General features: G+C 67.4%; 20 protein-coding genes and 2 pseudogenes. 10 read left to right on the top strand and 12 right to left on the bottom strand.

What is annotated here, in order from left to right:
- Positions 1 to 360: 360 nt before the first annotated feature.
- Positions 361 to 2577: a SpoIIE family protein phosphatase gene (locus tag ACZ60B_RS15400; RefSeq protein WP_469387082.1), complete on the top strand. Its 2217-nt coding sequence runs from the start codon at positions 361 to 363 to the stop codon at positions 2575 to 2577.
- A 519-nt stretch (positions 2578 to 3096) separates the two neighbouring features.
- Here the strand turns inward: ACZ60B_RS15400 and ACZ60B_RS15395 are convergent.
- Genes ACZ60B_RS15395 through cofC form a run of 3 tightly spaced genes read right to left on the bottom strand, consistent with a single transcriptional unit; the run spans position 3097 to position 5164 of the window.
- Positions 3097 to 3501 (bottom strand): nuclear transport factor 2 family protein, encoded by a 405-nt coding sequence (locus tag ACZ60B_RS15395; protein WP_469387080.1) that lies wholly within the window; start codon positions 3499 to 3501, stop codon positions 3097 to 3099.
- Positions 3502 to 3531: 30 nt separating this feature from the next.
- Positions 3532 to 4398, bottom strand: a complete 867-nt coding sequence (locus ACZ60B_RS15390) for an aldo/keto reductase (RefSeq protein ID WP_469387078.1) — start codon at positions 4396 to 4398, stop codon at positions 3532 to 3534.
- A gap of 58 nt (positions 4399 to 4456) precedes the next feature.
- Positions 4457 to 5164 (bottom strand): 2-phospho-L-lactate guanylyltransferase, encoded by a 708-nt coding sequence (cofC, locus tag ACZ60B_RS15385; protein WP_469387076.1) that lies wholly within the window; start codon positions 5162 to 5164, stop codon positions 4457 to 4459.
- Positions 5165 to 5811: 647 nt separating this feature from the next.
- Between cofC and ACZ60B_RS15380 the strand changes: the two genes are divergently transcribed.
- Positions 5812 to 6234, top strand: coding sequence for a winged helix-turn-helix transcriptional regulator (locus ACZ60B_RS15380; RefSeq protein WP_469387074.1), 423 nt, complete (start codon positions 5812 to 5814; stop codon positions 6232 to 6234).
- Positions 6235 to 7005: 771 nt separating this feature from the next.
- Here the strand turns inward: ACZ60B_RS15380 and ACZ60B_RS15375 are convergent.
- Positions 7006 to 8283, bottom strand: coding sequence for an MFS transporter (locus ACZ60B_RS15375; RefSeq protein WP_469387072.1), 1278 nt, complete (start codon positions 8281 to 8283; stop codon positions 7006 to 7008).
- Between the two features lie 138 nt (positions 8284 to 8421).
- On the opposite strand from ACZ60B_RS15375, the gene ACZ60B_RS15370 reads away from it, so the two are divergent.
- The 3 genes from ACZ60B_RS15370 (at position 8422) to ACZ60B_RS15360 (ending at position 10877) form a co-directional block, all read left to right on the top strand.
- Positions 8422 to 8970, top strand: coding sequence for a TetR-like C-terminal domain-containing protein (locus ACZ60B_RS15370; RefSeq protein WP_469387070.1), 549 nt, complete (start codon positions 8422 to 8424; stop codon positions 8968 to 8970).
- A gap of 107 nt (positions 8971 to 9077) precedes the next feature.
- The gene (locus ACZ60B_RS15365; RefSeq protein WP_469387068.1) at positions 9078 to 9635 is read left to right on the top strand and encodes an alpha/beta fold hydrolase; all 558 of its coding nucleotides are present in this window, start codon (positions 9078 to 9080) and stop codon (positions 9633 to 9635) included.
- Positions 9636 to 10421: 786 nt separating this feature from the next.
- The gene (locus ACZ60B_RS15360; RefSeq protein WP_469387066.1) at positions 10422 to 10877 is read left to right on the top strand and encodes a nitroreductase family deazaflavin-dependent oxidoreductase; all 456 of its coding nucleotides are present in this window, start codon (positions 10422 to 10424) and stop codon (positions 10875 to 10877) included.
- Between the two features lie 107 nt (positions 10878 to 10984).
- Here the strand turns inward: ACZ60B_RS15360 and ACZ60B_RS15355 are convergent, their stop codons facing one another.
- From ACZ60B_RS15355 to cofD, 4 genes are all read right to left on the bottom strand, one after another.
- The gene (locus ACZ60B_RS15355) at positions 10985 to 11854 is read right to left on the bottom strand and encodes an LLM class F420-dependent oxidoreductase (protein ID WP_469387064.1); all 870 of its coding nucleotides are present in this window, start codon (positions 11852 to 11854) and stop codon (positions 10985 to 10987) included.
- A 125-nt stretch (positions 11855 to 11979) separates the two neighbouring features.
- Complete coding sequence (locus ACZ60B_RS15350) at positions 11980 to 12417, bottom strand: nitroreductase family deazaflavin-dependent oxidoreductase (RefSeq protein ID WP_469387062.1); 438 nt, start codon at positions 12415 to 12417, stop codon at positions 11980 to 11982.
- 765 nt (positions 12418 to 13182) lie between these two features.
- Positions 13183 to 14511 (bottom strand): coenzyme F420-0:L-glutamate ligase, encoded by a 1329-nt coding sequence (locus ACZ60B_RS15345; protein ID WP_469387060.1) that lies wholly within the window; start codon positions 14509 to 14511, stop codon positions 13183 to 13185.
- Positions 14508 to 15491, bottom strand: coding sequence for a 2-phospho-L-lactate transferase (gene cofD, locus ACZ60B_RS15340; protein WP_469387058.1), 984 nt, complete (start codon positions 15489 to 15491; stop codon positions 14508 to 14510). Before cofD ends, ACZ60B_RS15345 begins: the two co-directional genes overlap by 4 nt.
- Before the next feature lie 421 nt (positions 15492 to 15912).
- Here cofD and ACZ60B_RS15335 point away from each other — a divergent pair, with 421 nt between their 5' ends.
- The 3 genes from ACZ60B_RS15335 (at position 15913) to npdG (ending at position 20735) form a co-directional block, all read left to right on the top strand.
- Positions 15913 to 17076 (top strand): MFS transporter, encoded by a 1164-nt coding sequence (locus tag ACZ60B_RS15335; RefSeq protein WP_469387056.1) that lies wholly within the window; start codon positions 15913 to 15915, stop codon positions 17074 to 17076.
- Between the two features lie 172 nt (positions 17077 to 17248).
- Entirely contained in the window at positions 17249 to 19849 is a 2601-nt protein-coding gene (locus ACZ60B_RS15330; RefSeq protein ID WP_469387054.1) for a bifunctional FO biosynthesis protein CofGH, read from the top strand.
- A gap of 193 nt (positions 19850 to 20042) precedes the next feature.
- Positions 20043 to 20735, top strand: coding sequence for an NADPH-dependent F420 reductase (npdG, locus tag ACZ60B_RS15325; protein ID WP_469387052.1), 693 nt, complete (start codon positions 20043 to 20045; stop codon positions 20733 to 20735).
- Positions 20736 to 20758: 23 nt separating this feature from the next.
- Here the strand turns inward: npdG and ACZ60B_RS15320 are convergent.
- Both ACZ60B_RS15320 and ACZ60B_RS15315 read right to left on the bottom strand, forming a co-directional pair.
- Positions 20759 to 21486 (bottom strand): annotated as a pseudogene (locus tag ACZ60B_RS15320) (transposase); the annotation flags it as partial.
- A 287-nt stretch (positions 21487 to 21773) separates the two neighbouring features.
- Positions 21774 to 22238: a replication-relaxation family protein gene (locus tag ACZ60B_RS15315; protein WP_469387050.1), complete on the bottom strand. Its 465-nt coding sequence runs from the start codon at positions 22236 to 22238 to the stop codon at positions 21774 to 21776.
- Between the two features lie 283 nt (positions 22239 to 22521).
- On the opposite strand from ACZ60B_RS15315, the gene ACZ60B_RS15310 reads away from it, so the two are divergent.
- A complete protein-coding gene (locus ACZ60B_RS15310) occupies positions 22522 to 24123 on the top strand; it encodes an ISL3 family transposase (protein WP_469387048.1) in 1602 nt (533 codons plus the stop codon).
- A 54-nt stretch (positions 24124 to 24177) separates the two neighbouring features.
- Positions 24178 to 24615, top strand: coding sequence for a DUF4259 domain-containing protein (locus ACZ60B_RS15305; RefSeq protein ID WP_469387046.1), 438 nt, complete (start codon positions 24178 to 24180; stop codon positions 24613 to 24615).
- Positions 24616 to 25153: 538 nt separating this feature from the next.
- Here the strand turns inward: ACZ60B_RS15305 and ACZ60B_RS15300 are convergent.
- Both ACZ60B_RS15300 and ACZ60B_RS15295 read right to left on the bottom strand, forming a co-directional pair.
- Complete coding sequence (locus tag ACZ60B_RS15300; RefSeq protein ID WP_469387044.1) at positions 25154 to 25573, bottom strand: hypothetical protein; 420 nt, start codon at positions 25571 to 25573, stop codon at positions 25154 to 25156.
- A gap of 147 nt (positions 25574 to 25720) precedes the next feature.
- Positions 25721 to 26009: pseudogene (locus tag ACZ60B_RS15295) on the bottom strand (transposase); the annotation flags it as partial.
- Positions 26010 to 26253: the final 244 nt, after the last annotated feature.

Here is a 26253-nt window from a genome sequence, read left to right as displayed (position 1 = left end):
AAATATCGGAGGACTGGGTCGAGTGCCTTGCTGACGCATTCTGCATGACGTGGTTCGAAGAACCGGAGGTCTCCGTCCTGGGCCTTTTGTGTTGCGACGCGTCAGTGCAACAGAGGCCCGGCCGTACTCGCGACGCGGCTTCCGTCGATGTCTCGCGCACGGACTTCACCTACTGAGTGGCGTCTGCCTGATTTTGTTCTGAAGTGCATCGTTCCGACATCTCGAGACGTCACTGTCCCGGGGAGGGCGATACGGTGATACCAGGCATACGGGACGGTGGGCGCTGCACCGACGTGTCGGCGCTTTCCGGATGGCGGCAGCGATGCCTGCCCGGACAGTCCGCGTCAGGTGTCTCGGGGTGTGGTCACGCCCGGACATCGCGCCGATGGCCAGCCGGCAGAGGCCGAGCAGACCACAGAGACGATCTGTGGAGGAGCAGTGATCACGTCAGAGCCACTGGTCAGTGAAGCCCGGGAACTGCTTGCCGCAGCGGCTGCCAGAACCATGCGGCAGATGGCCTCTGATGCGGCGAGCATCTACCTACCCGTCCCCGGCGAGCCCCTCCTCGCTGCCGCGGTCGTCGCCGTGTCCGAAGTGGGGCTTGCGCCTGTCGAACGGGTGCCGATGAGAGATGAAGTCCTGCCTTCAGCGCGTGCCTACCGAGAACTCAGGCCTGTCACCGGGCACTCTGTCGACATGGTCAAGGACCATCCCGCACTGGCGTCTTTTGCTCCTTTCCCTTTCACGATCACGGCTGTTCCCCTGCTGGACGGGGGAGCTCCTTTGGGGACGCTCAGCGTCTTTTGGCCGCGTATGTTTCACGAGCCCAGCCCTGAGGAGATCGAATTCCTGAAATCCCAGTCGCAAGAGATCATCCGACACCTCGGAGAAGGCGACCATGCGGGTTTCAGTGGACTGGCACGTATGCCCATGGTGGTTGCCGGTGACCATTATGGATCCGGCGGACCAGTCGAGGGATCCCAAAGCCGCGGCCCTGTAGTCGCCTACCATCTGCAGAAAATGAGTGTCCGGCTGGCATCAGCAAGCCATACTGTGGATGCTGCCCGGATCACCATCGAGCGCATAGCGGCAGCATTCGGTGTCGACTCGGTCGTTCTTGCGTTGACCGATGCTGATCGTTTGCGTGTGGTGGGGTCTGCCAACTGTTCTCAAGAGTATCTAAAGAGAATCAATGGCTTGCATCTCAGTAAACCGGCGATGGAATCTCAAGTTCTTTACGAGAGGGGTATGAAAGTTTTCACCCGACCGCCAGGAAATGACTGGGTGTCGGCTCCGGAATTGTCGCAGTCGTGGATCGTGATGCCCTTGATCGCCGGCGGAGAAGCCGTGGGCACCTGCTCGCTCGGATTCTCCGACGGGCTTCCGGCGACAGCTGCCGAACAGGCCGCCCTCTCGGCCCTGTCCGCCTTGCTCGGTCCTGCATTCGCACGGACGCAGATCAACGACGCTCACACCCTGCTTGCCCAGAAGCTGCAACAGGCACTCCTGCCGCGTTCCCTGCCACCGATTGCGGGGGTCCTCGGCACCAGCCGATACATACCAGCAGGCAGTGGCCTCGAACTCGGCGGAGACTGGTACGACCTCGTGCGGCTGGACGACCGCCACGTTGCAGCCGTGATCGGCGACGTCCAAGGCCACAACACGACAGCAGCGGTGGTGATGGGGCAGCTGCGAAGCGCGGTACGCGCCTACGCGGCCGAGGGACACGGACCCGCCGAGGTGCTGCGACGCACCAACGAGCTGCTCCTGGAGCTGGAAACCGGCCTCTTGGCAACCTGCTGCTGCCTGTGGATCGACCCCGGCACAGGCAGAGCAGAGATGAGCATCGCCGGCCACCCGCCTCCCCTGATCCGCAACGGCGACGGGCAGTACTGGAACGCAGAACCCGTCGTCGGCGTTGCCATGGGCGTCGAACGCACCCCCCGGTACGGCACCACCATCATCCAGTTGTTGCCGGGTGCTCTGCTCACCCTGTATACGGACGGGCTCGTGCAGCGAGGGGGCACGCTGAGGGCCGATTCGTTCGAATCGGCACTGACCGAGTCAGGAAACGAACTGGAGACCCTGGGGGATCTGCTTGTCGCACCCAAGTCATCGGGCCACGCGGCTGACGATGTGGCCCTGCTCCTTTTGCGCTACGAAGAACCTCCCTCCCCAGCGCACTGCGTCGGACAGATGAAGCTGCAGCGCCACGACTTGCAAGGCGTACATTGCGCGCGGATCTTCATGCGCCGGTGGCTGCAGCAGCACACCATGCAGTCGTTGACCGATCAGGCAGAACTGCTTGTCTCCGAAGTAGTGACGAACGCGCTGGTCCACGGTGACAGCGACGTCGACATGCAGGTGCGCGGATACCCCGACCGGCTGCACGTGGCGGTGTACGACGCCAACCCGCACCTCGCCACTCCGGTCACCATCCCGCGTCAAGACGACCAGGAGGAAGGAGGACGGGGGCTTCTGATCGTGTCCGCGCTTGCCAGCGCCTGGGGCAACTCGCCGAACGGCCAGGGAAAGACAGTGTGGTTCGATCTGCCGTTCACTTCGAGCGGTCCCTGACGACCAGCTGTGAAGGCGCGAGGGGTCTGGCTGCGGTGGTCCATCGCGCGTGCGTTCGGCACGTTGCCGGAGTGCAGCGCAGGCCGGCCGCGCACAACAGGCACCTCCGGCCGGAAGCCATCGAGCCGGCTTTGCAGCGCTCGACGGTGTAGCAGCCGGCGGTGCATCCACCAGACGCCGGACGTGTGCCCGGGTGCTGCAACAGCGGCTGCGGCGCCGGTGGTGCGCCGTCGGCGTCTCGGCCTGCTCGGCCGTCGACCGAAGCCCGGGCCGTCACAATCACCGCACCGACGGTTCGACAGCGGCTCCGTCCGGCATCCGGCAGGAGCGCCTGAGCCCCGCACGCAACCGCGACCGCAGTTTGGGCGCAAAGACGATCCGTAGGAGGCCTTCACGCTCGCTGACAGTGCAGCTGCCAATGACGGAGCGGAGCATCACGGGTGCGCGGTGGCGATCCACCTGCACGGAAATCCTGCCGGGGCCACCCAGCCGACCACACGGACGTTACCCGCGGTCAGGTCAGCGCTCTTCGGGAAAGCCACCGAACATGGGGAGGCCGCTGAGGGACTGTTCTTTGGTGACCTCGTCCTGGATGACGTCCCAGTGTTCCTTCAACAGACCGTTCTCGACACAGACGATGTCGACGACGACCCACGGGGCGGGCTGGCCGTGGCCGGAGAAGCGGCCGTGCAGCATGACGAGATCGCCTTCTGCGGCGATCATTCCAGCCTCGTGTCTGAGGGTGTCGGGGGCGGCCTTGATCAGGTCGAACAGACCGTTTCGGCCCGGCGGGATGAACGCGCTGTGCTGTATGTACTCGGTATCCCAGAACTTTGCCGCGGCGGCGTAGTCGCGTTTGTTGAACAGCGTGTCGAAGGCTTCGAGAACGAGCTTCTTGTTCTGTTCCTGCTCGCTGGAACTCATGGTGTCTCCTTGCCGTGAAACGGGGATTGGTCAAAGGGCCTGGCTGAGCCTGTCGAACTCGGCGTCGCTCAAGGTCACGCGGGCGGCTTCGGTGTTCTCTTCCAAGTGCGCGACCCGCGACGTGCCGGGGATGGGCAACATCGCAGGCGAGCGGCGAAGCAGCCATGCCAGGGCGAGTTGCCCAGGGCTTGCGTGGTGTTCCCTCGCAATGTCGTCGAGCGGGCTGCCCGGCCGGGCCAGCTGGCCCGTGGCCATGGGGAACCAGGGAATGAAGGCCAGGTTCTCACGCTCCGCGTAGTCCAGGACGTCCTCAGCGGAACGGTTCGCCAGGTTGTAGAGGTTCTGTACCGAGACGACATCGGTGATCCGGCGGGCTTGTTCGATCTCTGACACAGACACCTCGGAGAGACCGATGTGGCGGATCTTTCCCTCCTCCTGGAGCAGTACCAGTTCACCCAGCTGCTCAGCCAGGGGAACCTTCGGGTCGATGCGGTGCAACTGGTAGAGATCGATGCGTTCCACGCCCAGGTGGCGCAGGCTCAGCTCGGCCTGCTGACGCAGGTACTCGGGGCGGCCGAGAGGGCGCCAGTCATCCGGTCCCGAGCGGCTGAGACCGCTCTTGGTTGCTATCACCAGGTCATCGACGTAGGGGTGCAGTGCCTTGCGAATGAGCTTCTCACTGACGAATGGACCATAGGAGTCCGCGGTGTCGATGAAATTGATGCCGAGTTCGACGGCGCGGCGCAACACTCGGACGGCTTCGTCGGGATCCTTCGGGTCGCCCCAGACTCCGGGGCCGGTCAGCTGCATCGCGCCGTAGCCCAGACGGTTGACCACCAAGTCCCCGCCCAGTGCCAAGGTGCCTGAAGCGTCTGCAGGGCGTGCGTTCGTAGCCATTGTTTTGTCTCCATGACGGATGGTTGGTTTCAGAGGTGAATGCGGTGCAGCACGCACGTCAGGGTCCGGCGTTCGGCACCCTCTCGCGCGGATGCGTGTTTGCTGCCACAGGGTGTCGGGCCGCTGGCTGCGCGAGGTCGAGGACGCCACGGGTGTGTCGACCCACGCCCAGGGACCGGGCCAGGGTGAGGTCGTCGAGAGTGTCGACATCGAGCCGGACCGTGGGTGCCGGAAGGTCCGCTATCTCGACTGCCCCGCTACGGCGGTGGTTGACGCTGGAGTTGCCCTCGAACGCCGGGATCAGGAGCCGTGGAGTGGTCGCCGCGAGAAGGGTGGTCCCCTTGCGGGTGTGGTCGGAGAGGAACGACCGCGGATGCGAGTCTGCGGCTGCAAGGACGTGTGCCAGTTCCCTGCTGCGCAGGCTGGGCAGGTCTGCGGTCAGGACGCAGATGCGCTCGGTCGTGACGAATTCGAGCGCGTGCCCCACGGCGTGGCGGACGGCCTGGTTGAGGCCTGCGCGAGGCCGGTCGGCCACTACATGTGCTCCGTGGTCGACTGCGTCCAGCGCGGCTTGGCGCTCGTCCGTGACGACCAGGACCTCATTCACGGTGGTGGTGGCCAGTACGGCCTCGAGGGTGTCGAGATAGAAGGCGCGGGCGAGTTCCGCTCGTTTGGTGGGCGGTTCGAGTCGCAAGCGGGTCTTGGCCCGGTGAAAGGATTTCACGGGAAGCACGACGGTCCAGTTGGAGGCGTTGGATGTTGTCATCGGCCTGGAGTGACGTCGGCGCGGCCCGGCGTGATGGAGGGCCGTCGCGGTGTGCCGCAGGCGGTCAGCGTGTTGGTTCCTGCGGTGTCGGAACGAGTCATGGTGCTCGGAGACTTTCTGTCGTGGAGCGCTGCTGTCTACGGATGAGAGGGCCGCTGTTGCCGCTCCTGCCGGGTCGCCTGAACTCGGCGCGAGCGGACCTTGTCGGCCGCAGCGATGGCGGCCTTCTCACCGCGGAGCGGCGTGTCCAATCCTCCGTCGGAACGTGTGGCAGCGCCTGTGGTGGAGGTTTGCGGAGAAGGCGAGGGCGGTTCGCCGGCTCCGTCGGCGCGATGGAGAACCATTTTTAGACTAGGTATCTAATGTAGACCATAACTCCAGGCGTTGCCATTGCCCTTTGTGGTTGCGGCCGTCACGTTGCGGCCGGTGGCATGCCCGTGCCGCGTGTGCAAAGGGGTTGTTCATGGTGCTTTGCGGCGGTGGATGTGGCCCTGGGAGGTCCGGCGGCATGGGAGCGGGAAGGCTGAGCGGTCCGGCATCAGGCGCGACGGCCGTGCCGTGTCTACCTCTGGAACCTGGTCTCTATTGAGAACTTTGCCCTTGAGAGATGCATGGGACATTTCAGTTGCCTGGTCTAGAATGTCACCATGGCGCATCAGGAACAGGAACCAGTGATCCTCGATCCCAGCCGCCCCATGGATATCCTCGACGCGGCGTGTCCCAGTCGTGACGTCTTTGTGGACCTGGCCGACAAGTGGGCCCTGATGATGCTTGCGAGCCTGCGCGAGGCCGGAGACCAGCGCTACTCCGAGCTCCAGCGGTCCCTCGGAGGGATCAGCCGCAGGATGCTCTCGCAGACCCTGCGGACCCTGGAGCGCGACGGCCTGGTTTTCCGCAGTGTGGCACCGGAGGTGTCGCCCCCTCTGGTGATGTATGGGCTCACTGGTCTTGGCATGGAGATCGCGAAGGAGACGCGAGCCTTGTGCATGTGGACGGAGCGCCGCGCCGTCCAGGTGTATGCGGCTCGTGCTGACTACGACCAGCGTCACGCTGCTGCCGCAACGGACTGAGGCACGGCAGCCGTAACCGGCCGCACCCTCGTGCGTCCGCCGCTGAGCGGCCCGCCCTCGAGGGAGGGCGGAGCACGGACGACTGGTAGTCGGCGACGCAGGGGCGTCCGGGATACGCGCCCGCCGCTCGCAGTGTGCGAGTCGGTCCCGACGGCGCAGCGCCGGCAGGTCACCGTTCATCGCAGCGATGTGCCGTCGGTGCCGCGTTTGTCTTTCGGCCTGGGTCGGTAGGGCGTTGAGCCCGCGTGCGGCGCATCGGCGACGACGCGTGTACCCAAGCCGGAGTGCCGCGCGCAGAGTCGCGTCGCCGGTCATCGCGGGCACCTCCGTGCGTATGAGCGCGGAGGTGGCGGTTTCCACGGCGATTGCCCACGCCATGGGAAGGGTCGTCGTGGAACGATCCCGAGAGTCCGCTCTTTGTCAGGGGCAGTTGTTTCCACGGCGCCACGAGTGGCCAGACCTTGCCTGCTGCCGTCCTTTCGGTCGGAACGGGCCCGATTGAGGAAGTCGCCTCGCGGGCGTGGCACGGCAGGGCGGACATGTGCCGGGCTGCGTCGTGCCCCGCCCGGGCGGGGCGCCCGCAAGGAAAGGGACTCTTTCGCTCCGGGTGTTCCCCGCTGTCGAGATGCCGCCCGGCGGCAGGTGGCACGAACCCGACGGGGCTGGGACCAAGGCCCGTCACCGTCGTCCGGTCGGCTGGGCCCCCGGCGCCCGGAGCGAGATTGGACCTGGGTCCGCGCACCGTCTTCGGCCCGTGCCCGGGCGGTGTTCTCAGGCGGCCGGTTGCTTCGCGCGCTCCTCCCGGGAGACCGGCTTGTGCAGCAGTCGCTGTGTGAACACGGCGGCGAGCGCGAGGGAAAGGACCACCAGGCAGTAGACGTTGGTGGTGGGGCGGAGGCCGATGGAGGTCGCGGCGAACCCGGCGATGACCGCAGGGATGCTGAACGCAAGGTAGGCGAGCACATAGACGACGGCGAACAACTCGCTGCGCTCGGCCGCAGTGGCCAACCGGGCCAGGGTACCGAAGCAGGCCAGCGCTGCCGCACCGAACCCGACACCCGCTATGACCGTGCCGACGGCAGCCAGCGTCACCTGGCTGGATTCGACGCCGGCGAACGACACGGCTGTGCCCGCGAACAGCAGGCCGGAGCCCATGGCGAGAACCCTGGGGCCGGGCGCCGTCCGCAGGAGGAAGGCCGTCACCGCACCTGTTCCGCACAGCAGGGTGACCACCAGTCCGCCGACCAGATGGTTGGTCAACCCGAAGATGTAGACCGCGACCGAAGGGCCCAGGGAGAGATACAGGCCTCCCAGAGCCCAGCTGGCGGCGAGGATCGGGAGCAGGGCCAGCAGGTCACGGCGCAGGCGGTGCGGCACGCCGAGGCGGGGTGCGAGAGAGGCCAGCGCTCCGTTCCGGCGGGAGGAGGTCTCGGGAATCCAGGCCACGGCGACGGCGGCAGCGGCCATGCCGATGAGGAGCAGGGCGTACACCAGGTGTGTCGGAGCCGGCGCGCACTGCACCAGGAATCCGGCTCCCAGTGCGCCGAGTGCCAGGCCACTGACAGGGGCCACGCCGTTGACGACCCCGGCGCGACCGGGGGCGTGCGGCGGATCGAGGTCGACCAGAGTGGCGCCCGCGGTGGCCATGGCGGCGCCCGTCGCCACACCCTGCACCGTCCGGGCGAGCATGAGGACCGCGACATCTCCTGCGGCGAGGAAGAACAGCAGGGACAGAGCCTCCAGGGCGATCGACGCCAGCAGCACGGCGCGCCGACCGATGTGGTCCGAGAGGCCGCCGAGCGTCAGCAGAGAGGCGAGCAGGCCGAAGACGTAGACGGCGAAGACGACGGTGAGAGTGGTCGCGGTGAATCCCCACTCGTGCTGGTACACGACATACAGAGGGGACGGGGCGCTGGAGGCGGTGGTGAACAGCACCAGAACCGCGGCCACGGTGGTGAACGCGGCTCTGGAGGACATGCGCCGCCGCAGTGGTACGGCGGCGGTGACCGGGGGTGCCGTCAGAGGCGACACAGCGGGGGTGTCAGGCATGAGGAAGTCCTTGAAGCAAAGATCAGTGCGTTAGTGGAACTAACTTAACGCATGGATTGATGCGATAGTGGGGGAGTGTCGAGCGCACCAGGCCAACAGCCTCAGCCCCAGTCCCGTCCCGGCGGCAGGTCGGCGCGCGTGCGTGCCGCAGTACACCGCGCGGTGAAGGAGTTGCTCGCGGAAGGCGGCGACGCCCCCGAGCTACTCACGGTCCCCAACATCGCCGCCCGCGCGGACGTGCATCCGACCACCGTGTACCGCCGGTGGAGGGCGATCCCCGAACTGCTCGCGGATGTCGCGACCAGCCGCTTCAGCGGCGACATCGTCGTCCCTGACACGGGCAGTTTGCGCGGCGACCTCGAGCGTTGGGCCGCAGACGTCGCCGTCGACGTGCAGGACCCCGAAGTGCAGGCGTTGATCCGGGCGGCGGTGGGCTTCGGCCTCGAGGGAGGCAGCGCATGCATCGCAGACCGGCGGGCCCAGCTCGCGGCGATGCTCCAGCGCGAGCAGTCCAGAGGAGGGGAGGTCCCCGACCCGGACCAGGCCGCGGACATTCTGCTCGGACCGATCTATTACAGGGCGGTCTTCACCGGCCGGGCGATGGAACCAGGGTGGGAGACGACAGTGGTCGACCTCTTGCTGTCGCTGTCCAGTGGTGCACCGCCTGCGTGGACAGGGTGCCCGTAGCACCTCGCGGACGGCTGAACGGACAGGCTCCTTGCCCCCGATGCCTCGGCAACCCAATCTGGTGCGGAGAGGAATCAGGGTGTGCGAGTCTCCGAGGCAGGTTCATCATGGGCGACACGCCAGCAGTCGTCCTTGTGCACGGCTCATTCGCCGACGGGGGGACTTGGTCGCGCGTCGCATCCCGCCTCCTGAGCCGGGGCATCGACACCCTCGTGCCGCCCAATCCCCTGCGAGGGCTGTCCAGCGACGGCGAATACGTCGCGAGTCTGCTGAACCAGGTTCAGGGCCACGTGGTGCTGGTCGGTCACTCCTACGGCGGCGCCGTCATCACCTATGCCTCCTTGAAGGCAGACAACGTCAAGGCGCTGGTCTACGTCGCCTCCTTCGGTATCGACAACGGAGACAGCATCCTCGGCTCGGTCGCCGACTTCCCGCCCACGGCACTGGGCGAGTCCCTGTGCCCAGGCCCTACCCCGAGGGTGACGGCACGGGGACGGAATTCGTCATCCGGCCGGACAGGTTTCATGAGATCTTCGCTGCGGATCTGCCCGAGGACGAGTCCCGCGTCCTGGCCCTCAGTCAGCGTCCCACCGCCGAAGCGACGCTGGGTGAGACCCTCCCCATCGAGCCCGGCTGGAGGAAGGCGCCGGCCTGGTTCGCCGTAGCCAGCTCCGATCGGACGATCAACCCCGATTCCGAACGAGCGACCGCGAGCGCATGAACGCACCGTGCACGTCATCGAGGGCGGCTCGCACGCGGTCGCCCTCTCGCAGCCCGACCGGGTCGTCGAGGTCATCCTCGAAGCCGTCGCGGCGGTCAGCTGACCCGCTCGGTCCGTGTGCGCTGAACACGGCGCCCAAAGGAAGCCGCAGCCGACCGGTTCCGCTGGACTGACTGGGAGTGAGTCACCGTGGGCCGCAACTACCGGCGCCCGTACTCGTCCATGGTCTCCTGCCTCGATGCGTGAAGAGCGGCGGACACCGGCGAGCCTGCTCGACATCGCCGGAGGTGTGACGCCTTCACCGGTTTACGAGGAAGCTTCCACGGCCTGCCGCGAGTTTGCGGAAGGAACCGAGGAATGTTTGGCGGCCATCGTTGTGACATCGAGATGACCGTGGGCCGAACCCTCTCCGGGGGCTTGGCATGCGCTGTCCCTTGCCCGCGCTTACAGTGGGCACTGTGTGCAGCCGGGCGTAGAGCCCGGCGCGTTCCGAAGGGCGGCGTAGGCCCGCGCGTGCGTCCTTTCGGTGATCCGAGTATCGCGGAAACACTTTCGGGCGCCATGACGGACCGCCCACGAGACCACCGCACGGTACCTCGCCAGGCAAGGCCCTTTCGGAACGGTGAGCGGTTTGGGGCCAAAGCCTGTTCCCAGGTCCTTGCGCTGCCAGGCACTGCCGGAATTTCGCGCCGCTTCATTGCGCCGACGCACCCCGATGGTGGGAGAGATCATGCCCCTTGAAGGCGAGTACGAGCCCAGCCCGACCGATTACGTGCGACTTCAGGTGGAGCTGTTCGAACTGACCGATGGCGCCATCGGGAACACGTTCAAGAACCGTCCGGTCATCATCCTGACGACGAAGGCGGCCAAGTCCGGGAAGCTGCGCAAGAACCCACTCATGCGTGTGGAGCACAACGGCAACTACGCGATCGTCGCCTCCAACGGGGGCGGGGCCAAGGATCCCGCCTGGCACCGCAACGTCATGGCCAACCCGCTGGTGGAACTGCAGGACGGCCCGATCAAGCATGACATGCGTGCCCGCGAGGTCTTCGATGCGGAGAAGGCCGAGTGGTGGAGGCGGGCGGACGCGGCCTACCCCGAGTTCGCGGACTATCGGGAGGTGGCAGGACGGGAGATCCCGGTTTACGTGCTGGAGCCCGTGGAGATCGCCGACCAGAAGTTCTGAGCGCTCTGGCGGCCGTGTCGTGCATCGCGGCGATGTGAGAGCGGCTCGCTGCGCCATGGGAGGTTGAGGAGCCTCGTCCGCGGCCTGGCGCCGCGGACGAGGCAGGCTCACAATGCGATGTGCGCCAGGCGGCGCCACTGGTCGAGGGGCAGCGTGTCGGTGGTGTCGTCCGGCGTCAGCACCTGCACGGCGACGTGGTCGGCGCCTGCGGCCAGGTAGTCGTGGATACGGCGGCGGACCTGCTCGTCGGTTCCCCAGACGACCAGGGAGTCGACGAGCCGGTCGCTGCCGGAGCCGAGGAAGTCCGCGTCCTCGAAGCCCAGGCGCTTGAGGTTGACGATGTAGTTCGGGAGTTGCAGGTAGTACCTCAGGAAACCGCGGGCCACCGCGCGAGCGGCGCTGGGTCGGCTCTCCAGGACGACGCCTACCTCGGGGGCCAGCAGGGGCTCAGGCCCGAGAATCTTGCGTGCGCCCGCGGTGTGCTCGGCCGTCACGAGGTAGGGATGGGCACCCGCAGCTCGTTCACGGGCCAGCTCGAGCATCTTCGGACCGAGTGCGGCCAGGACCCGCGCGCCGGCCGGGACGGGTCGCTCGGCGGCATCGAGTTCGTCGAGGTAGGTCTGCATGGCCGAATACGGGCGGTGATAGGCGGCCGCGAGCTGTGCGTGGCTGGCGCCCAGTCCGAGGAGGAAGCGACCGGGATGCCGACTGTCGAGGCGGCTTCGGTCGTCGGCGACAGCGGTGGGCGGCCGGTGCCAGATGTTGGTGATGCCTGTGGCGACGACGATGCGGGACGTCGCGGTCACGAGACGCTCGGCGTGCTCGGTGTCGGTGTTGCCGCCCAGCCAGATGGCGCCGAAACCGAGTTCTTCGAGTTCTGCCGCGGCCTCCTGCAGTCGCGGCCTCAGGGCAGGATCCTCCGCGCGGAGCTCATGGGTGAAGATACCGATGTTTCCGACGGCGTTCTTGAAGGTCATGGCGGTCTCTCTGGGTCGGGGGAGCAGCGAGGACCTCTTCCTGCGGGCGGGAAAGCCCGTGGGGCGGGAAGAGGTCTGCTCGCTGGCCGGCGGCACCGGGCTGCGCTCGGTGCCGCCGGTCAGATTCAGTCCTTGACGGGCTCGAGGACGAACACGGGGATCTCGCGGCCTGCGGTCTCGCGGTACTCCGGGAAGTGCGGGTAGGCGGCATCCGCCCGCTTCCACCACTCGTCCTTCTCGGCCCCGGTGACCTCTCGGGCGGTCATGTCCTGCTTGACCGCGCCGTCCTGCAGTTCCACCAGCGGGTGGTTCTTGACGTTGCGGTACCAGGAGGGCTCGGGGCCGCCGCCGTTGGAGGCGACCACACCGTACGCGCCGTCGTGTTCGATGCGCATCAGCGGGGACTTGCGGATCTTGCCCGAGGTGGCGCCCTTGGTGGTGAGGATGATGACGGGGAGGTCGAGGAAGGTGCCACCCTCGGCACCGTTGGTGGCCTCGTAGGCCGCGACCTGGTCGCGGACCCACTCCACCGAGCTGGGCTGGTATTCGCCGTGCAGAGGCATGTGTTGCTCCTGTAGTGCAGTGCATGTGTGGTCTGGTCGGACCGGTGTGGTCCGGCCGGGGTGCGGAGGGGCCATGGGCTCACGGCGCTCGACGAGTCGCCGGGCGGGGGCTCCGCAGAAGTACCGGCCTCGGTCGCTCGGGAGGTATGAGCGGGGGCCAGGAACTCCAGTTAATTGCACACGCGCGCAATGTGCAAGCGCCTGCATTCAGCGCACAGCGTATACCGGTTGTGTTCTGTACCCACGTGTGGAAACGGAAGGGGAGATCGTGACAGTCGACTGTCGGCGCGCCACCGGTGCCTCACTGATCGACGAGGCAACTGCACCGACGTGAGAGGGACGTTCTGGAGTTGCCCGTCAGGGCCCGGCCAGCCCGTGAGGGTGCACTGACCGAGGCTCTCGAGCCATCGGCGCAGGAGTCCCGGCTCATGCCGCTGGTCAGGTGTGCTGTCGATCGCTGCTCAGGGGCACGCTGCTGTCGGCTCGGATGCCTCGACGATGGGCGGTGGCGGACTCACCGGCAGGTGATCGACGCGTTCGCGTTCGACGAGGTCTCCCGCGCCGGGTGCGCGCCGAGGGAATGGTCTTCGGCCGGGGCACCGCAGGCGCGCTGTCTGTGCAGTTGAGAACCGTTTGGATCAATCCGACATGCTGCGTCGGCAGGGTACTGCAACTGGAGAACCAGCCCACCCGCTGCACCGTTCTTCGGCAGCCCCGCAGATCGTTCGTGGCTCCGCCGACCGAGCGTGCGGGGCCACGGCCCTCTCAGCGCACGACGAGGAAGTCGTCGGCAGCGCGCTCGGGCCGCGGACGTGCCGCGGCCGCGGGATGGCCGACTGCGACCGTCCCCATCGGGTCCCAGCCGGAGGGCAGATCGAGGACCTCGCGCACGGTGTCCCGGCAGAACATGGTCGAGGACACCCAGGCGGAGCCGAGTCCCTCGCCTGCGAGCGCGACGAGCAGGTTCTGTACGCCCGCGCCCGCCGCCACGACGAACATCTCCCGTTCGGCGGCGTTGCGCCGCTCGTCGGGGTAGACGTGGGCGCCGTCCGCCACCAGGCAGGGAACGACCAGGTAGGGGGCGTTGCGCAGGACGTCACCGCGGCGCAGTCGCTTGGTGATGGACTCGGCGGACTTGCCGTCGTTCTGCAGGTCGTGCTTCCAGGCGGCGCGCATGGCGTCCAGCAGTCGGGTGCGGCTGTCGGCGGACTCCAGCAGCACGAACCGCCAGGGCGTCGTGTGGTGCGGCGCCGGAGCGGTGACCGCTGCGGCGACGGCACGCCGGACCGCGGTGCCCTCGACCGGGGCGTCGGTGAACTCCCGCACGGTTCGGCGCAGGGTGACCGCCTGCCGCACCGCCTCGGAGGTGCCCAGTCGGAAGAGGTCCTCGGCCGAGGGGCGCACGAGGGCCCTGGCTCCCGGAGCGGAGGCGTCCAGCGTGTGCCCGAGCCCTCTGACCACCGCCAGGGGCAGACCGGCGGCCTTGCCCTTCACCAGGTCGGCGGCAGCGGCCAGTTCGTCGGCGACCGCGACGACCGTGGCCGACAGGGGATTTCCATGGGCGTCAGTGCCTCCCCGCAGGTCGTCCAGGACCCGCAGCCCGGCGGAGCCGATGGCGATGTCGGTGAGCCCGTTGCGCCACGGCCGCCCGGAGGTGTCGGTGACGACGACTGCGACGTCGACACCGAGCGCCTCCTTGAGCCCCTCGCGCAGCAGACGTGCGGACCGGTCAGGGTCCTCGGGCAGCAGCAGGACCGTTCCGAACGGTGTGTTGGACGCATCGACTCCGGCCGCAGCCATCACCAGGCCCAGACGGTTCTCGACGATTCGCAGGTCGCCACGCCGGGCCACGATGCGGACGGACTCGGCGTCGATGGCGGCCTCACGGTCGTCAGCGGTCAGGACCCTCCCCTCCGCCTTGCTGACGATCTTCGAGCTCACCACCACGATGTCACCGTCGGCCAGCCCGACCCCTTCGGCAGTGATCGCGCCGACGATCGTCTTCACCAGGTCGTCGTCCGGTGAGACCTCAGGGACGCCGGGAACCGCCCGGACCTGGAAGGCGGAAGACGCGATGGATCCGGTGAGGGTCATCCTCGGACCTCCTCGGCGAGGGTCAGTGCCTCGCGGGCCATGACGGCGGTGGTGTCAGGGTCGGTCATCAGCAGGGGAACAACGCGGCAGCGGATGCCCGCCGACGCGACACGGTGCGCCGCGTCGGCGTCCACCGTGTCGACGAGCCAGCCGTCCAGGAGGTCGTGGCCGTAGAGCTCGGCGACGGCCGCGGAAGAGGTCTCCACGCCGACCGCTTCGAGCATCCGGTCGGCCATCCCGCGGACGGGAGAGCCTCCGACGATGGGGGAGAGCCCTACCACGGGGCCCGCAGCCTGCACGATCGCCTGTCGGATGCCGGGAACCGAGAGGATCGCCCCGACGCTCACCACGGGATTGGACGGCGGGAGGATCACGGCGTCCGCGGCGGCGATGGCCTCCAACACCCCCGGTGCCGGAGCGGCCTGCTCGGCACCGACGAACGTGACCGCCTCGGCGGGCAAGGAGGCGCGCAGGCGGACCCAGTACTCCTGGAAATGGATGCTCGTGACGGCCGGCAGCCCGCTCGCGGGATCGGGAGCCTTGACCGTCACATGCGTCTCGACACGGTCGTCCGTCATCGGAAGGAGCCTGACGCCGGGCTTCCACCGCGCGCTGAGCACGGCCGTGACCTGGCTCAGCGGCATGCCGGACGCCAGCATCTGAGTGCGTACGAGGTGGGTGGCGAGGTCCTGGTCTCCCAGGCCGAACCAGTCGGGCCCGGCGCCGTAGGCGGCCAGCTCCTCCTTGACGCGGAACGTCTCCTGCGGTCGGCCCCAACCTTTTTGCTCGTCGATGCCACCACCGAGGGTGTACATCACCGTGTCCAGGTCGGGACACACCCGCAGTCCGAACAGGTCGATGTCGTCCCCGGTGTTCCCGATCACGGTGATCGTGGTGTCGGGATCGGATGCCGTGGCTCTCTGCAGGCCCCGGAGGAATCGGGATCCTCCGATGCCACCGGCCAGTACCACTAGGTGCATATGTCCAGTCTCTCTGTGCCGTGCCCGGGCGGCTGCCGCCATGCCGGGTGTGCCGCTGATCGAGGCCGTGCGACCGGCCTGATGGGGGGAGTGCGGTGAATCACATGTGCGCGCGGGGCGCAATTAAATGCACATGCAATTATTGTAGGCGACTGTAGATGGCTCTAGCGACATATGGTCGTCAGCTGGCAACCGGCGCTGTCGGAGACGGCCCGGGCGGGTCGTCGAGCGCCCGGGCGACGCGTCCCCGGCCGCACGTCTTATCCGTACGACCGCGCGGGGCCGATCGCCTCCAGCCATAGCGTCAACCCGGAAAGCGAAAGCAACTGTGGCTCACACAACCACCCAGGCGGGTGTGCCCGCCCCCGTCACCCGCCTCACGCCGCGCCCCGCAGGCCCCCTGCGCTCCTGGTCGGCGGTAATGGCGGTAGCCGCCGGCAGCTTCAACCTGGTCACCAACGAGTTTCTGCCGGTTGGCCTGCTCGGTGACATCCATCGCGACCTGCACGTCACCGAAGGCACGGCCGGTGCCATGGTCACCGCGCCCGGCATCATCGCCGCCGTCTCGTCCCCCCTGCTGCCGGTGGTACTGCGAAGAGTCGATCGGCGCCACGCTCTGCTGGCCCTCAGTATCGTCTTCGTGCTGGCCGACGTCCTGGCCGCTGCCGCCCCCGACTTTCCGACCATGATCCTCGCCCGGGCTCTTCTCGGGGTCGGCATCGGCGGCTTCTGGTCGGTGGCGATGGGGCTGGGCGTTCGTCTGGTACCCGAGCCCTCCGTGCCGCGTGCCACAGCCGTCATCTTCGGTGGCATATCCATCGGCACGGTCGTCGGCGTTCCCGCCGGCCCCCTGCTCGATCAACTCTTCGGCTGGCGATCGGCCTTCCTGTTCGTGGCCGCCCTCGGCATCCTGCCGCTCATCCTGCAATTCATGGTGCTGCCGCGTCTTCCCGTCGGCCAAGCACCCCATGTCCGCTCCCTCGGCGCGCTGTTGAAGAGCAAGCCGGCTCGCCTGGCGCTACTGGCGACCCTGCTGGTCGTGACCGCCCAGTTCGCCTCCTACACCTTCGTCGCCCCTTTCCTGCAGCAGCACACCGGAGCCAGTTCCGGCCGTGTCAGCACCCTGCTGCTGGTGTTCGCCGTCGCGGGAGTCGTCGGCAACTTCGTCGCCGTCTACGCGCTGGCTCGGCGGCTCATGGCCACCGTATTCCTGATGATGTTCATGCTCGGAGTGTCCGCGCTGGCGATGCCGCTCCTCGGTCATTGGTCGGCCGGAGCCTTCGCCGTGCAGGCGGTGTGGGGCATCTCCTACGGAGCAGTCCCCGTCGCCATGCAGACCTGGCTGTTCACGGCAGACGAATCGGCTTCCAACGAAAGCGGATCCGGAATGTTTGTCGCGGCCTATCAGTTCTCCATCGCATTCGGATCCTTCATCGGAGGACGCGTCGTCGACTTCTCCGGAATCCGCAGCGTCATGTACTTCGGCGGAGCACTCGCTGTCGCAGCTGTACTGATCCTGTCCGTGCTACTCCACCACTCCCACGCGGCCGTCGCCCCAAGCCGCCAACGGTCGATGCAGTCCTGAGCACTCCAGGTGCGGCCGCGTTCGAGTCGCTGCGGAACCCGCCACCTCCACGAAGAAGAATCCGGCCGCTCCTGGTCAGAAAAAAGAATCACCTGAGCATGCAAATCGGTATGCCGGGCCGCACAGAGAAAGTCGTCGAATTCCCTAGTCGGCGGACTTTTTCCATCACTCTATGGTTGTATTCATGAAAGACACGACAGCACCGTCTGCCAACGCAATGCGACGTGCCCTGCATCGCGCAGAGACGGGTGTCGCACTCGACTCTGGTGAGGCCGCAGTGCTGCTGCAGGCCCGCGGTGCGGATCTCACCCAACTCGCGGCGACCGCAGCCCGGATACGCGACGCCGGTCTCGAGGAGGCGGGCCGCCCGGGAATCATCACCTACTCCCGCAAGGTCTTCATCCCGCTGACCCGACTGTGCAGGGACAAGTGCCACTACTGCACCTTCGCCACAGTCCCGGGCAAGCTGCGCAGAGCCGGCCACGGCATGTTCCTCTCGCCCGACGAGGTGCTCGACATCGCGCGCCGAGGCGCCGAGATGGGCTGCAAGGAAGCCCTGTTCACCCTGGGCGACCGGCCCGAGGACCGCTGGCCCGAAGCACGCGAGTGGCTGGATGCGCACGGCTACGACGACACCATCGCCTACGTACGGGCAATGTCGATCCGTGTCCTGGAGGAGACCGGCCTGCTGCCGCACCTCAACCCGGGAGTGCTGTCCTGGACGGACCTGCAGCGGCTCAAGCCCGTCGCCCCCTCTATGGGCATGATGCTCGAGACGACGGCCACCCGACTGTGGTCCGAACCCGGCCAGCCGCACTACGGCTCGCCCGACAAGGAACCGGCCCTACGGCTGCGCGTCCTTGAGGACGCAGGCCGCTCCAACGTGCCGTTCACCACCGGCGTCCTCATCGGCATCGGCGAGACCTACGAGGAGCGCGCGGATGCGCTGTTCGCCATCCGCCGCACCACCCGCCGTTACCACGGTGTCCAGGAGGTCATCGTCCAGAACTTCCGTGCCAAGCCGGACACCGCCATGCGCGGTATGCCCGACGCGGAGCTGGAGGAACTCGCCGCCGCGATCGCCGTCGCCCGGGTCGTGCTGGGCCCGGCCGCACGGATCCAAGCGCCGCCGAACCTGGTGGACGATGAATACGCCCGCTTCATCGACGCGGGCATCGACGACTGGGGCGGAGTATCACCGCTGACACCCGACCACGTGAACCCCGAACGCCCCTGGCCCCAGATCGATCAGCTCACCGAGCACACCGCCGCCGCAGGCTTCACCCTCAAGGAACGGCTCACCATCTACCCGGAGTTCGTCCGCCGAGGCGAACCCTGGCTCGACCCGCGGCTGCTGCCGCACGTCGAGGCACTGGCAGATCGCGACACCGGCCTCGCCCGCGAGGACGCGGTCGTCACGGGCCGACCCTGGCAGGAGCCGGAGGAGGCCTTTTCTGCCACCGGCTTCGGCCGTACCGACCTGCACCGCACGATCGACACGGACGGCCGCACCGGCGACCGCCGCGACGACTTCGACGAGGTCTACGGCGATTGGCAGGAACTGAAGGAGCAGGCAGCACCCGGCCTTGTCCCCGATCGCTTCGACGCCGACATCAAACAAGCCCTCTCCACTGCCGCCGACGACCCCACTCGGCTCACCGACGATCAGGCCCTGGCCCTGCTGCACGCCGACGGCCCGGCTCTGGACGCACTGACCCGGATCGCCGACGACCTGCGCCGCGACACCGTCGGCGACGACGTCACCTACATCGTCACCCGCAACATCAACTTCACCAACGTCTGTTACACCGGCTGCCGGTTCTGCGCCTTCGCGCAGCGCCGCACCGATGCCGACGCCTACACCCTGTCGATCGAGCAGGTCGCCGATCGTGCCGAGCAGGCGTGGCAGGTCGGCGCCACTGAGATCTGCATGCAGGGCGGCATTCACCCGGACCTGCCGGGCACGGCCTACTTCGACATCGTGCGCGCGGTCAAGGAACGCGTCCCCGGTATGCACGTGCACGCCTTCTCCCCGATGGAGATCGTCAACGGTGCCACCCGGACCGGCATGTCGATCCGCGAGTGGCTGACCGCTGCCAAGGAAGCGGGCCTGGATTCCATCCCTGGGACCGCCGCGGAAATCCTCGACGATGAGGTGCGCTGGGTCCTGACGAAGGGCAAACTGCCCGCCGCGACCTGGGTGGAAGTCGTCACCACAGCCCACGAACTGGGCATTCGATCCTCTTCGACGATGATGTACGGCCACGTCGACCAGCCCCACCACTGGCTGGGTCACCTTCGCCTCCTCGCCGAGATCCAGCAGCAGACCGGCGGATTCACCGAGTTCGTCACCCTGCCGTTCATCCACACCAACGCACCGGTCTACCTGGCGGGCATCGCCCGGCCAGGACCCAGCACCCGTGACAACCGCGCGGTCATCGCCATGGCCCGCCTCCTGCTGCACCCCCACATTCCCAACATCCAGACCAGCTGGGTCAAGCTCGGCACCGAAGGCGCGGCAGAGATGCTGCGTTCGGGCGCGAACGACCTGGGCGGCACCCTCATGGAGGAGACCATCTCCCGGATGGCGGGCTCCAAATACGGCTCGCACCGTTCCATCCGGGACCTTGTCGCCATCGCGGAGGCCGCGGGCCGACCCGCCCGCCAGCGCACCACGCTGTACGGCGCGGTGCCGCAGGAGCGGATCGACGCCGGCCTCGCCTCCGACGGGCACCTCCCCGAACTCCTGCCCGTTCTGGGAAACGTGGGATAGCCACCCGAAAGAGGAGGGCGAACTGACCGGATCGATCCTCCACTCGCCCCCTCAGAACCAACCAGGCGGCAGGGCGAGCGACAGCTACTGCCGACGACAGCCTCACCCAAGACCAGACCGGCGAGACCGTCGCCCTCCGACTTCCGCCCATGCACCGGCGCCCTTCGAACACTGAGAAGAAAGCAAGAACATCATGACTTCAGAATCCGTATCGGCCCCCACTCCGCGCGATCTCCCGGACATCTCCGAACTGACGGTGGGAATCCTCGGCGGCACCGGACCACAAGGGAAGGGGCTCGCCTACCAGTTCGCCAAGTCAGGCCAGAAGGTGATCATCGGCTCCCGGTCCGAGGAGAGGGCGGCGGACATCGCGGCAGAACTCGGCCTGGGCATCAGCGGCGCGAACAATGCGGACACCGCGGCACACAGCGACATCGTGATCATCGCGGTCCCCTGGGACGGTCATGCACGAACTCTTGAGTCCCTGCGCAGCGAACTCGCCGGCAAGCTCGTAGTGGACACCGTCAACCCACTGGGTTTTGACAAGCAGGGGGCCTTTGCACTGCGCCCCGATGAAGGGAGCGCCGCTGAGCAGGCAGCCGTTCTTCTCCCGGACTCCCGCGTCACGGCAGCCTTCCACCATCTCTCTGCCGTCCTCCTGGCCGACACCACCGTCAGCGACTTCGACACCGACGTTCTCGTGCTTGGCGACAGACGGGCCGACACCGACACGATCCAGGCTCTCGCCGAGCGCATCCCCGGCATGCGCGGAATCTACGGTGGCCGACTGCGCAACGCCCACCAGGTCGAAGCCCTGGTCGCCAACCTGATCTCGATCAACCGGCGGTACAAGGCGCACGCCGGACTGCGCGTGACGGACATCTGACGGCGCACTCCGGGCAGACACAGCTACGACCACGACGAGCTACCGGTCCTCGATCGTTCGCTGATCCAGCTCATTGCGGCGCGGAGGTGGAGGCCGGCGAGGTAGCTCTCGGGCGACTTGTCGTATCGGGTAGCGATGCCTCGCCAGGCCTTCAGTTTGCTGATCAGGCGTTCGACGGTGTTGCGTTCCCTGTAGAGATCGACGTCGTGGCTGGCGGGCCGGCCGCCTCCGGCGCCCTTCTTCTTCCGGTTGGCGGCCTGGTCCCTCTTCTCGGGAATGACCGCTTCGATGTTGCGTCTGCGCAGGTAGGCGCGGTTTCCACGGGATGAATAGGCCTTGTCCCCAGCGACCGCACCGGGCCTGGTGAAAAGACGGCCGACGGGTAACCGGACCCGCACCCTTTGCAGGACGGGGATGAACTGTGGACTGTCGGCCGCCTGCCCCGCGGTCAGGCCGCCCCGGGACCTGCCGAGCAAAGCCTGCTTCAGGCGGAGCCGGCGCCGGACGCGCCGCCGTTCGGCCCGTCCGTTCTGTTCCTGCGCACCGCCCCCTTTTGCCGGGCCCGCTCCTGTTCCCGCGCGGCCTCCTCCAGCACCCTCATGAGGTCATCGCTCACCCGCGTCCCCGCAGCGTCGTGGTGGGCCCGCACGGTCGTGGAATCCACGCTGACCAGCGACAGATCCGTCCGGTCCACGCGGGCTGCCGCAGCGATCAGACCTTCCAGCAGAGCGGAGAAGACACCGGCGTTGCGCACGGCGCACCGCGCAGGCCTGCGCGAGGCCGCGCTCACGACGTGCGTGAGTGCATCCAGCCGACCCTGCGGACCGGGTTGCTTACGGGCCGCCACACGGGTGCGGAGGGTCCGTCGCGCAGCAGGTCGACCAGCGGCGCTGCCATGGCCGGGACGTCCCGCAGGAACGCCGCGACAGGCAGTTCTTGGGATGCGGCGTGCAGGGCGCTGATCCGGTTGTCGACGCCGGCTGCTTTGGTGCCGTCCAGGACGAACAGCAGCCGCGGGAAGAGCGGGTAGCGGTGCCGTCAGCCGGGCTCCGTCTGCACCCCGCCGGCCTGCCGGTGCCGGCCGGGCGGCGCTATGGGGACGTAAGCGTGCAGGCGGGCGTATGCAGTGAGTTTCGCTGCGAGCCGTTCCGGGCCCATGGTTGCCCGGTCGACCTCGACGAACGCCCGCAGCATCGACCTGCTGTCGGTGCGGTAGAACAGCAAGGCGTCGGGGATGGCTGCCTCTCCGCCCCCGAGGGGGTGGACCTCCGGTATCCAGTCCAGCGGCCGGCAGATGTCGCCGCGGGCGCGGGCGTCCTGCACGAACGACAGGGCCACCTCGCCCACGGCCAGGGCGTGGGCCACCCGCAGCCGCGCTGCCGTGGTATCGGCGATCAGCCGCGGCGGAGCGAAGCCACGGAGCTCCGGCCACTCGCAAGCGACCTGTACCCCGTACGCCGTGGCGAACCAGACCCGCCGCCGCCCCGCCTGAGGCAACGTCACCCGCTGCACCAGGGCCTACCCCGCAACTTCATCAACTGCCGCCGCGTCTGCTCGATCCGCACCCCCGCCGCAGTCAACAAATGCAGCTGCTCCGCAGTCACCAGCCGGTACTGCCCCACGACGGCCAACGCTAGCCGGTCCCCGACCGTCGCCTCCAGATTCGGCTCTGGCTCAACTTCTGTGGAGTGGCTACTCTGAGTGATAGCTGGGTCTCTTCGTGTGGTGCATGAAGTCGCCCGAAAATGGTTTGTGGACAAGGCGGCTGGGCTGAGAGTTCGGGGCCGTGGAAGAGGCCGTGCTCCGACTCAAGGAGCTGTTGTTTCCGTCGGTCGCGGACGTAGAGGTGCTGTCGGTGGACGTGAACATCGCGATAGTCCGTGTTGACGCCCGCTGTACTGCGGACGGCGCCGCATGTCCGGGATGCGGTGTGTGGTCGAGCCGGGTTCACGGGTCCTACCTGCGGTTTCCTGCCGATGCCCCGAGTGCGGGACGAAGAGTCGTACTCCGGTTACGAGTCCGCCGGTTTGTCTGCCGGAACACCGTGTGCACGCGCCGGACCTTTGTCGAGCAGATAGCCGGACTGACACGTCGACACGGCCAGCGCACCGAGAGATTGCGCTCGGATCTGGCCGTGGTCGGTCTCGCCCTGGCGGGGCGGGCCGGCTCCCGGCTGGCCGCCGTCCTCGGCATGCCGGTCAGCCGGAGCACCGTCCTGCGCCTGATCGACGGCCTGCCCGAACCGGAGACCACCACACCGCGGGTGGTCGGTGTCGACGAGTACGCCACCCGCAAAGGCCGCCACTACGGCACCGTCCTCGTCGATATCGAAACCCGCCGCCCTGTCGATCTACTGCCGGACCGGGAGGCGTCCAACCTTGCGGCCTGGCTCGCCGACCGGCCTGGCGTCGAATTCGTGTGCCGGGACCGGGAGCCCTTCTTCGCCGAGGGTGCCGCCGCTGGCGCCCCACAGGCCGTCCAGGTCGCGGACCGGTGGCATCTCTGGCACAACCTGAGCGCGGCTGCCGAGCGGGCCGTCGCCCAGCACCGTCGCTGCCTGCGTGCCCTTGTGCCAGCTACCCCTGAACCCGACCCGGAACCCGGCCCGGAAGAGGTAACGTCCGCCTCGCCCTGGCCGACCGGGCACCGGTTCGCCGACCGCACCCGGGCCCGGCACGCCACCGTCCACGCACTCCTGGAGGCTGGACACAGCCTGCGCTCCGTCCAGCGTCAGCTCGGCATGGCCTGGCACACCGTCAAACGGTTCTCCGATGCCGCGAAGCCGGAGGATCTGTTCACCGGCCAGTGGCAGAACCGGCCCTCGGTCCTCGACGACTACAAGCCTTACCTGGACGACCGCTGGGACGAAGGCTTCACCAACGCGTGGAAGCTGTGGGAGGAGATCGTGCCGCTCGGCTACAAGGGCAGCTACCAGCGCGTCCGTGCCTATCTGAGAGAAAAGCGCACCTCACCACGGCCGGTGACCGCCCGGCCGCCCTCACCACGCATTGTTGCCGGATGGGTCCTTCGGCACCCCGATACCCTCGCCGAATCCGAACAGCTCCAGCTCAAGACGGTCCAGAGCAACTGTCCGGAACTGAACGCCCTCACCCGCCAGGTCCGGTCCTTCGCGGCCATGCTCACCGAACGCCAGGGGCAGCGCCTCCCCGACTGGCTCGACGCCGTCCGGCAGGACGACCTCCCGAGCCTCCACACCCTCGCCGCAGGCATCGACCGCGATCTTGATGCCGTCATCGTCGGACTCACCCTGCCCTGGAGCTCAGGCGCGGTCGAAGGCCATGTCAACCGGATCACGATGCTGAAGCGCCAGATGTTCGGCCGCGCGGGATTCCAGCTCCTGCGCAAGCGGGTGCTGCTTGCCTCCTGACCTCATTGTCGGTGGCCAGTGCGACGATCTCCAGACGACCGCGCGAGGAGAGATATGGGCACCTGGGACATCGGCCCCTTCGACAACGACACCGCCGCCGACTTCGCCGGCGACTTGGATGACGCGACCATGGAAGACCGCGAACCCATGATCCGGAGAGTCCTCAAACGTGCCGCCGACACCGCCGACTACCTGAACACTTCCGATGCCAAGCGAGCGGTTGCCGCAGCAGCCCTGGTGGTCGCCCAGCACCCTGACGGCGAGCCCGCGTGCTCGAACTACGGCCCATCGGAGCCGCTGCCGCAGTTGTCCGAAGACCTTCGAGCACTCGCCATCGACGCCCTGGACCAAGTGGTTGCCGAGCTGTCTGAACTCGCCGAGCTGTGGGGCGAGGCCACGAAGGGGCCGAAATGGCGCCAGGACATCACGCGCCTCCGCGATGTTCTCGATCCTCCGACCCCGCCACAAGAAGAAGTTCTTTTCGAGATCTAACAGGTAACCCACAGTCACGGACCACAGAACTTGAGCCAGAGCCCCAGATTCAACGACACACCCGCCACCTCCCGTACCAGGCGCCGGTCCCTCCGGCACCCCGTACAGCCACGACAGCAGCCAGCCCTGACCACAGTCCCGACCAAGACCACCCGACCACGGGCACGATCCGATAACCCCGACCACGCCCACAACCCCACCGACAACTGTCGCCCCTCTCCCGACCCCTGACGGAGTCTCCGCAGGTCACCATGCTGCTCGAGCGTGGCCGGGACCCAGACATCCCCCTCTGCACACCCCACACCCAGCCCAAGCCAGGAAAAGGAAGGAGGTAGGGGCGGGTAGGCGGCCAGTCTCGCGGGATCGGAGTGGGCACTTCTTCTTCGCGCGTCGGCAGCTGGCCTCTGCGCGACCTGAACGCCGGGCGCCGCCACCCGGTCGAGGCGGCACTACACACCGCCACACGGGCGCGGCAACCGCCTCCAGGCGTTCCCGCCGACTTGAAGAGATCGGGAGCGGCCTGAAGGAGTCTGGAGGCTTACCAGTCGTCGTTGATGTCGAAGTTGGCGGCGATCGGTGTCCCGTCGTCCGTGAACGCCGCCACGAGGTAATCGCCCATGGAGACGAGCTGGGTGTAGAGCTGCTCTGCGAGCCGCCAGCTCTCCACGTCGTAGGACCGTGAGATGGCGGTGAGGATCGCCGGCGCCCGGTCGACGGCACCGGGCTCCGGACGGCCCACGTACAGGGAGACGCTCATCTCGCTGTTCTCGAACCAGTACCTGAACTCGTCACCGTCGGGTGATACGTCGGCGGACACACCGAGGGGTACGCGCAGAATCCCGGCGACGCTTTCCCACAGTTCCTCGGCGAACCGCATCCAGTCGTCGATCTCCCGCGCCGGTCCGACGTAGAGCTCGAAATCCTTCTTGAAGCCGACGTGTACTTCGAAATCGCCCACCTGCGTATCCATTTCCGGTTGTGACAAACACGGGAGGCCGGCTGCCCCGGCCCCTCGCATGATCATCGTTTATACCTCGTGGTCGACCACGTAGTCCCTGCCGATGACGGGACTCTCAAACGAGTGGTGTAACTGGGGTAGTTGAGGTTACTGGCGGGCCGCCGAGAGGCGGCCGGCGAAGGTGATGTCGAAGGCGTTGAGTGCGGTCTTCCAGCGCATGGTCCAGCGGGCCTGACCCTTGCCGGTGGGATCGAGGGACATGATCGCCATGTAGACGCACTTCAACGCTGCCTGCTCGTGGGGGAAGTGTCCGCAGGCCTTGACCGCCCGCCGGATGCGGGTGTCGACCAACTCGATCGTGTTGGTGGTGCAGATGATGCGCCGGATCTCGGTGTCGAACCGCAGGAAGGGGGGTGAACTCCTCCCAGGCGTTCTCCCGGGGCAGCACGGGCCATGTCCAGCGCGTCATCGAGCGTTTTCAGGGTGGCCACCGATCGGGTGACGCGTGTGGGGTGGGTGCCGCAACGGACAGGGATCCCGTGCCGTTGAGGGAGGTGTTCGAAGTCCCAACCCATCGGCACAGGAGCCAATGCCGCGGAGTTAGAGTGGAACCTGCCCACGTCAAGTGGGTTGGGGGTATTGGTGGTTGAACCGTACGACGCAACGGGATCTCTGATAGC

This window comes from Streptomyces sp. NPDC104096, assembly GCF_055584385.1.
The sequence above is the reverse complement of the archived record's forward strand: the minus strand, read 5'-3'. Positions and strand labels throughout refer to the sequence as shown.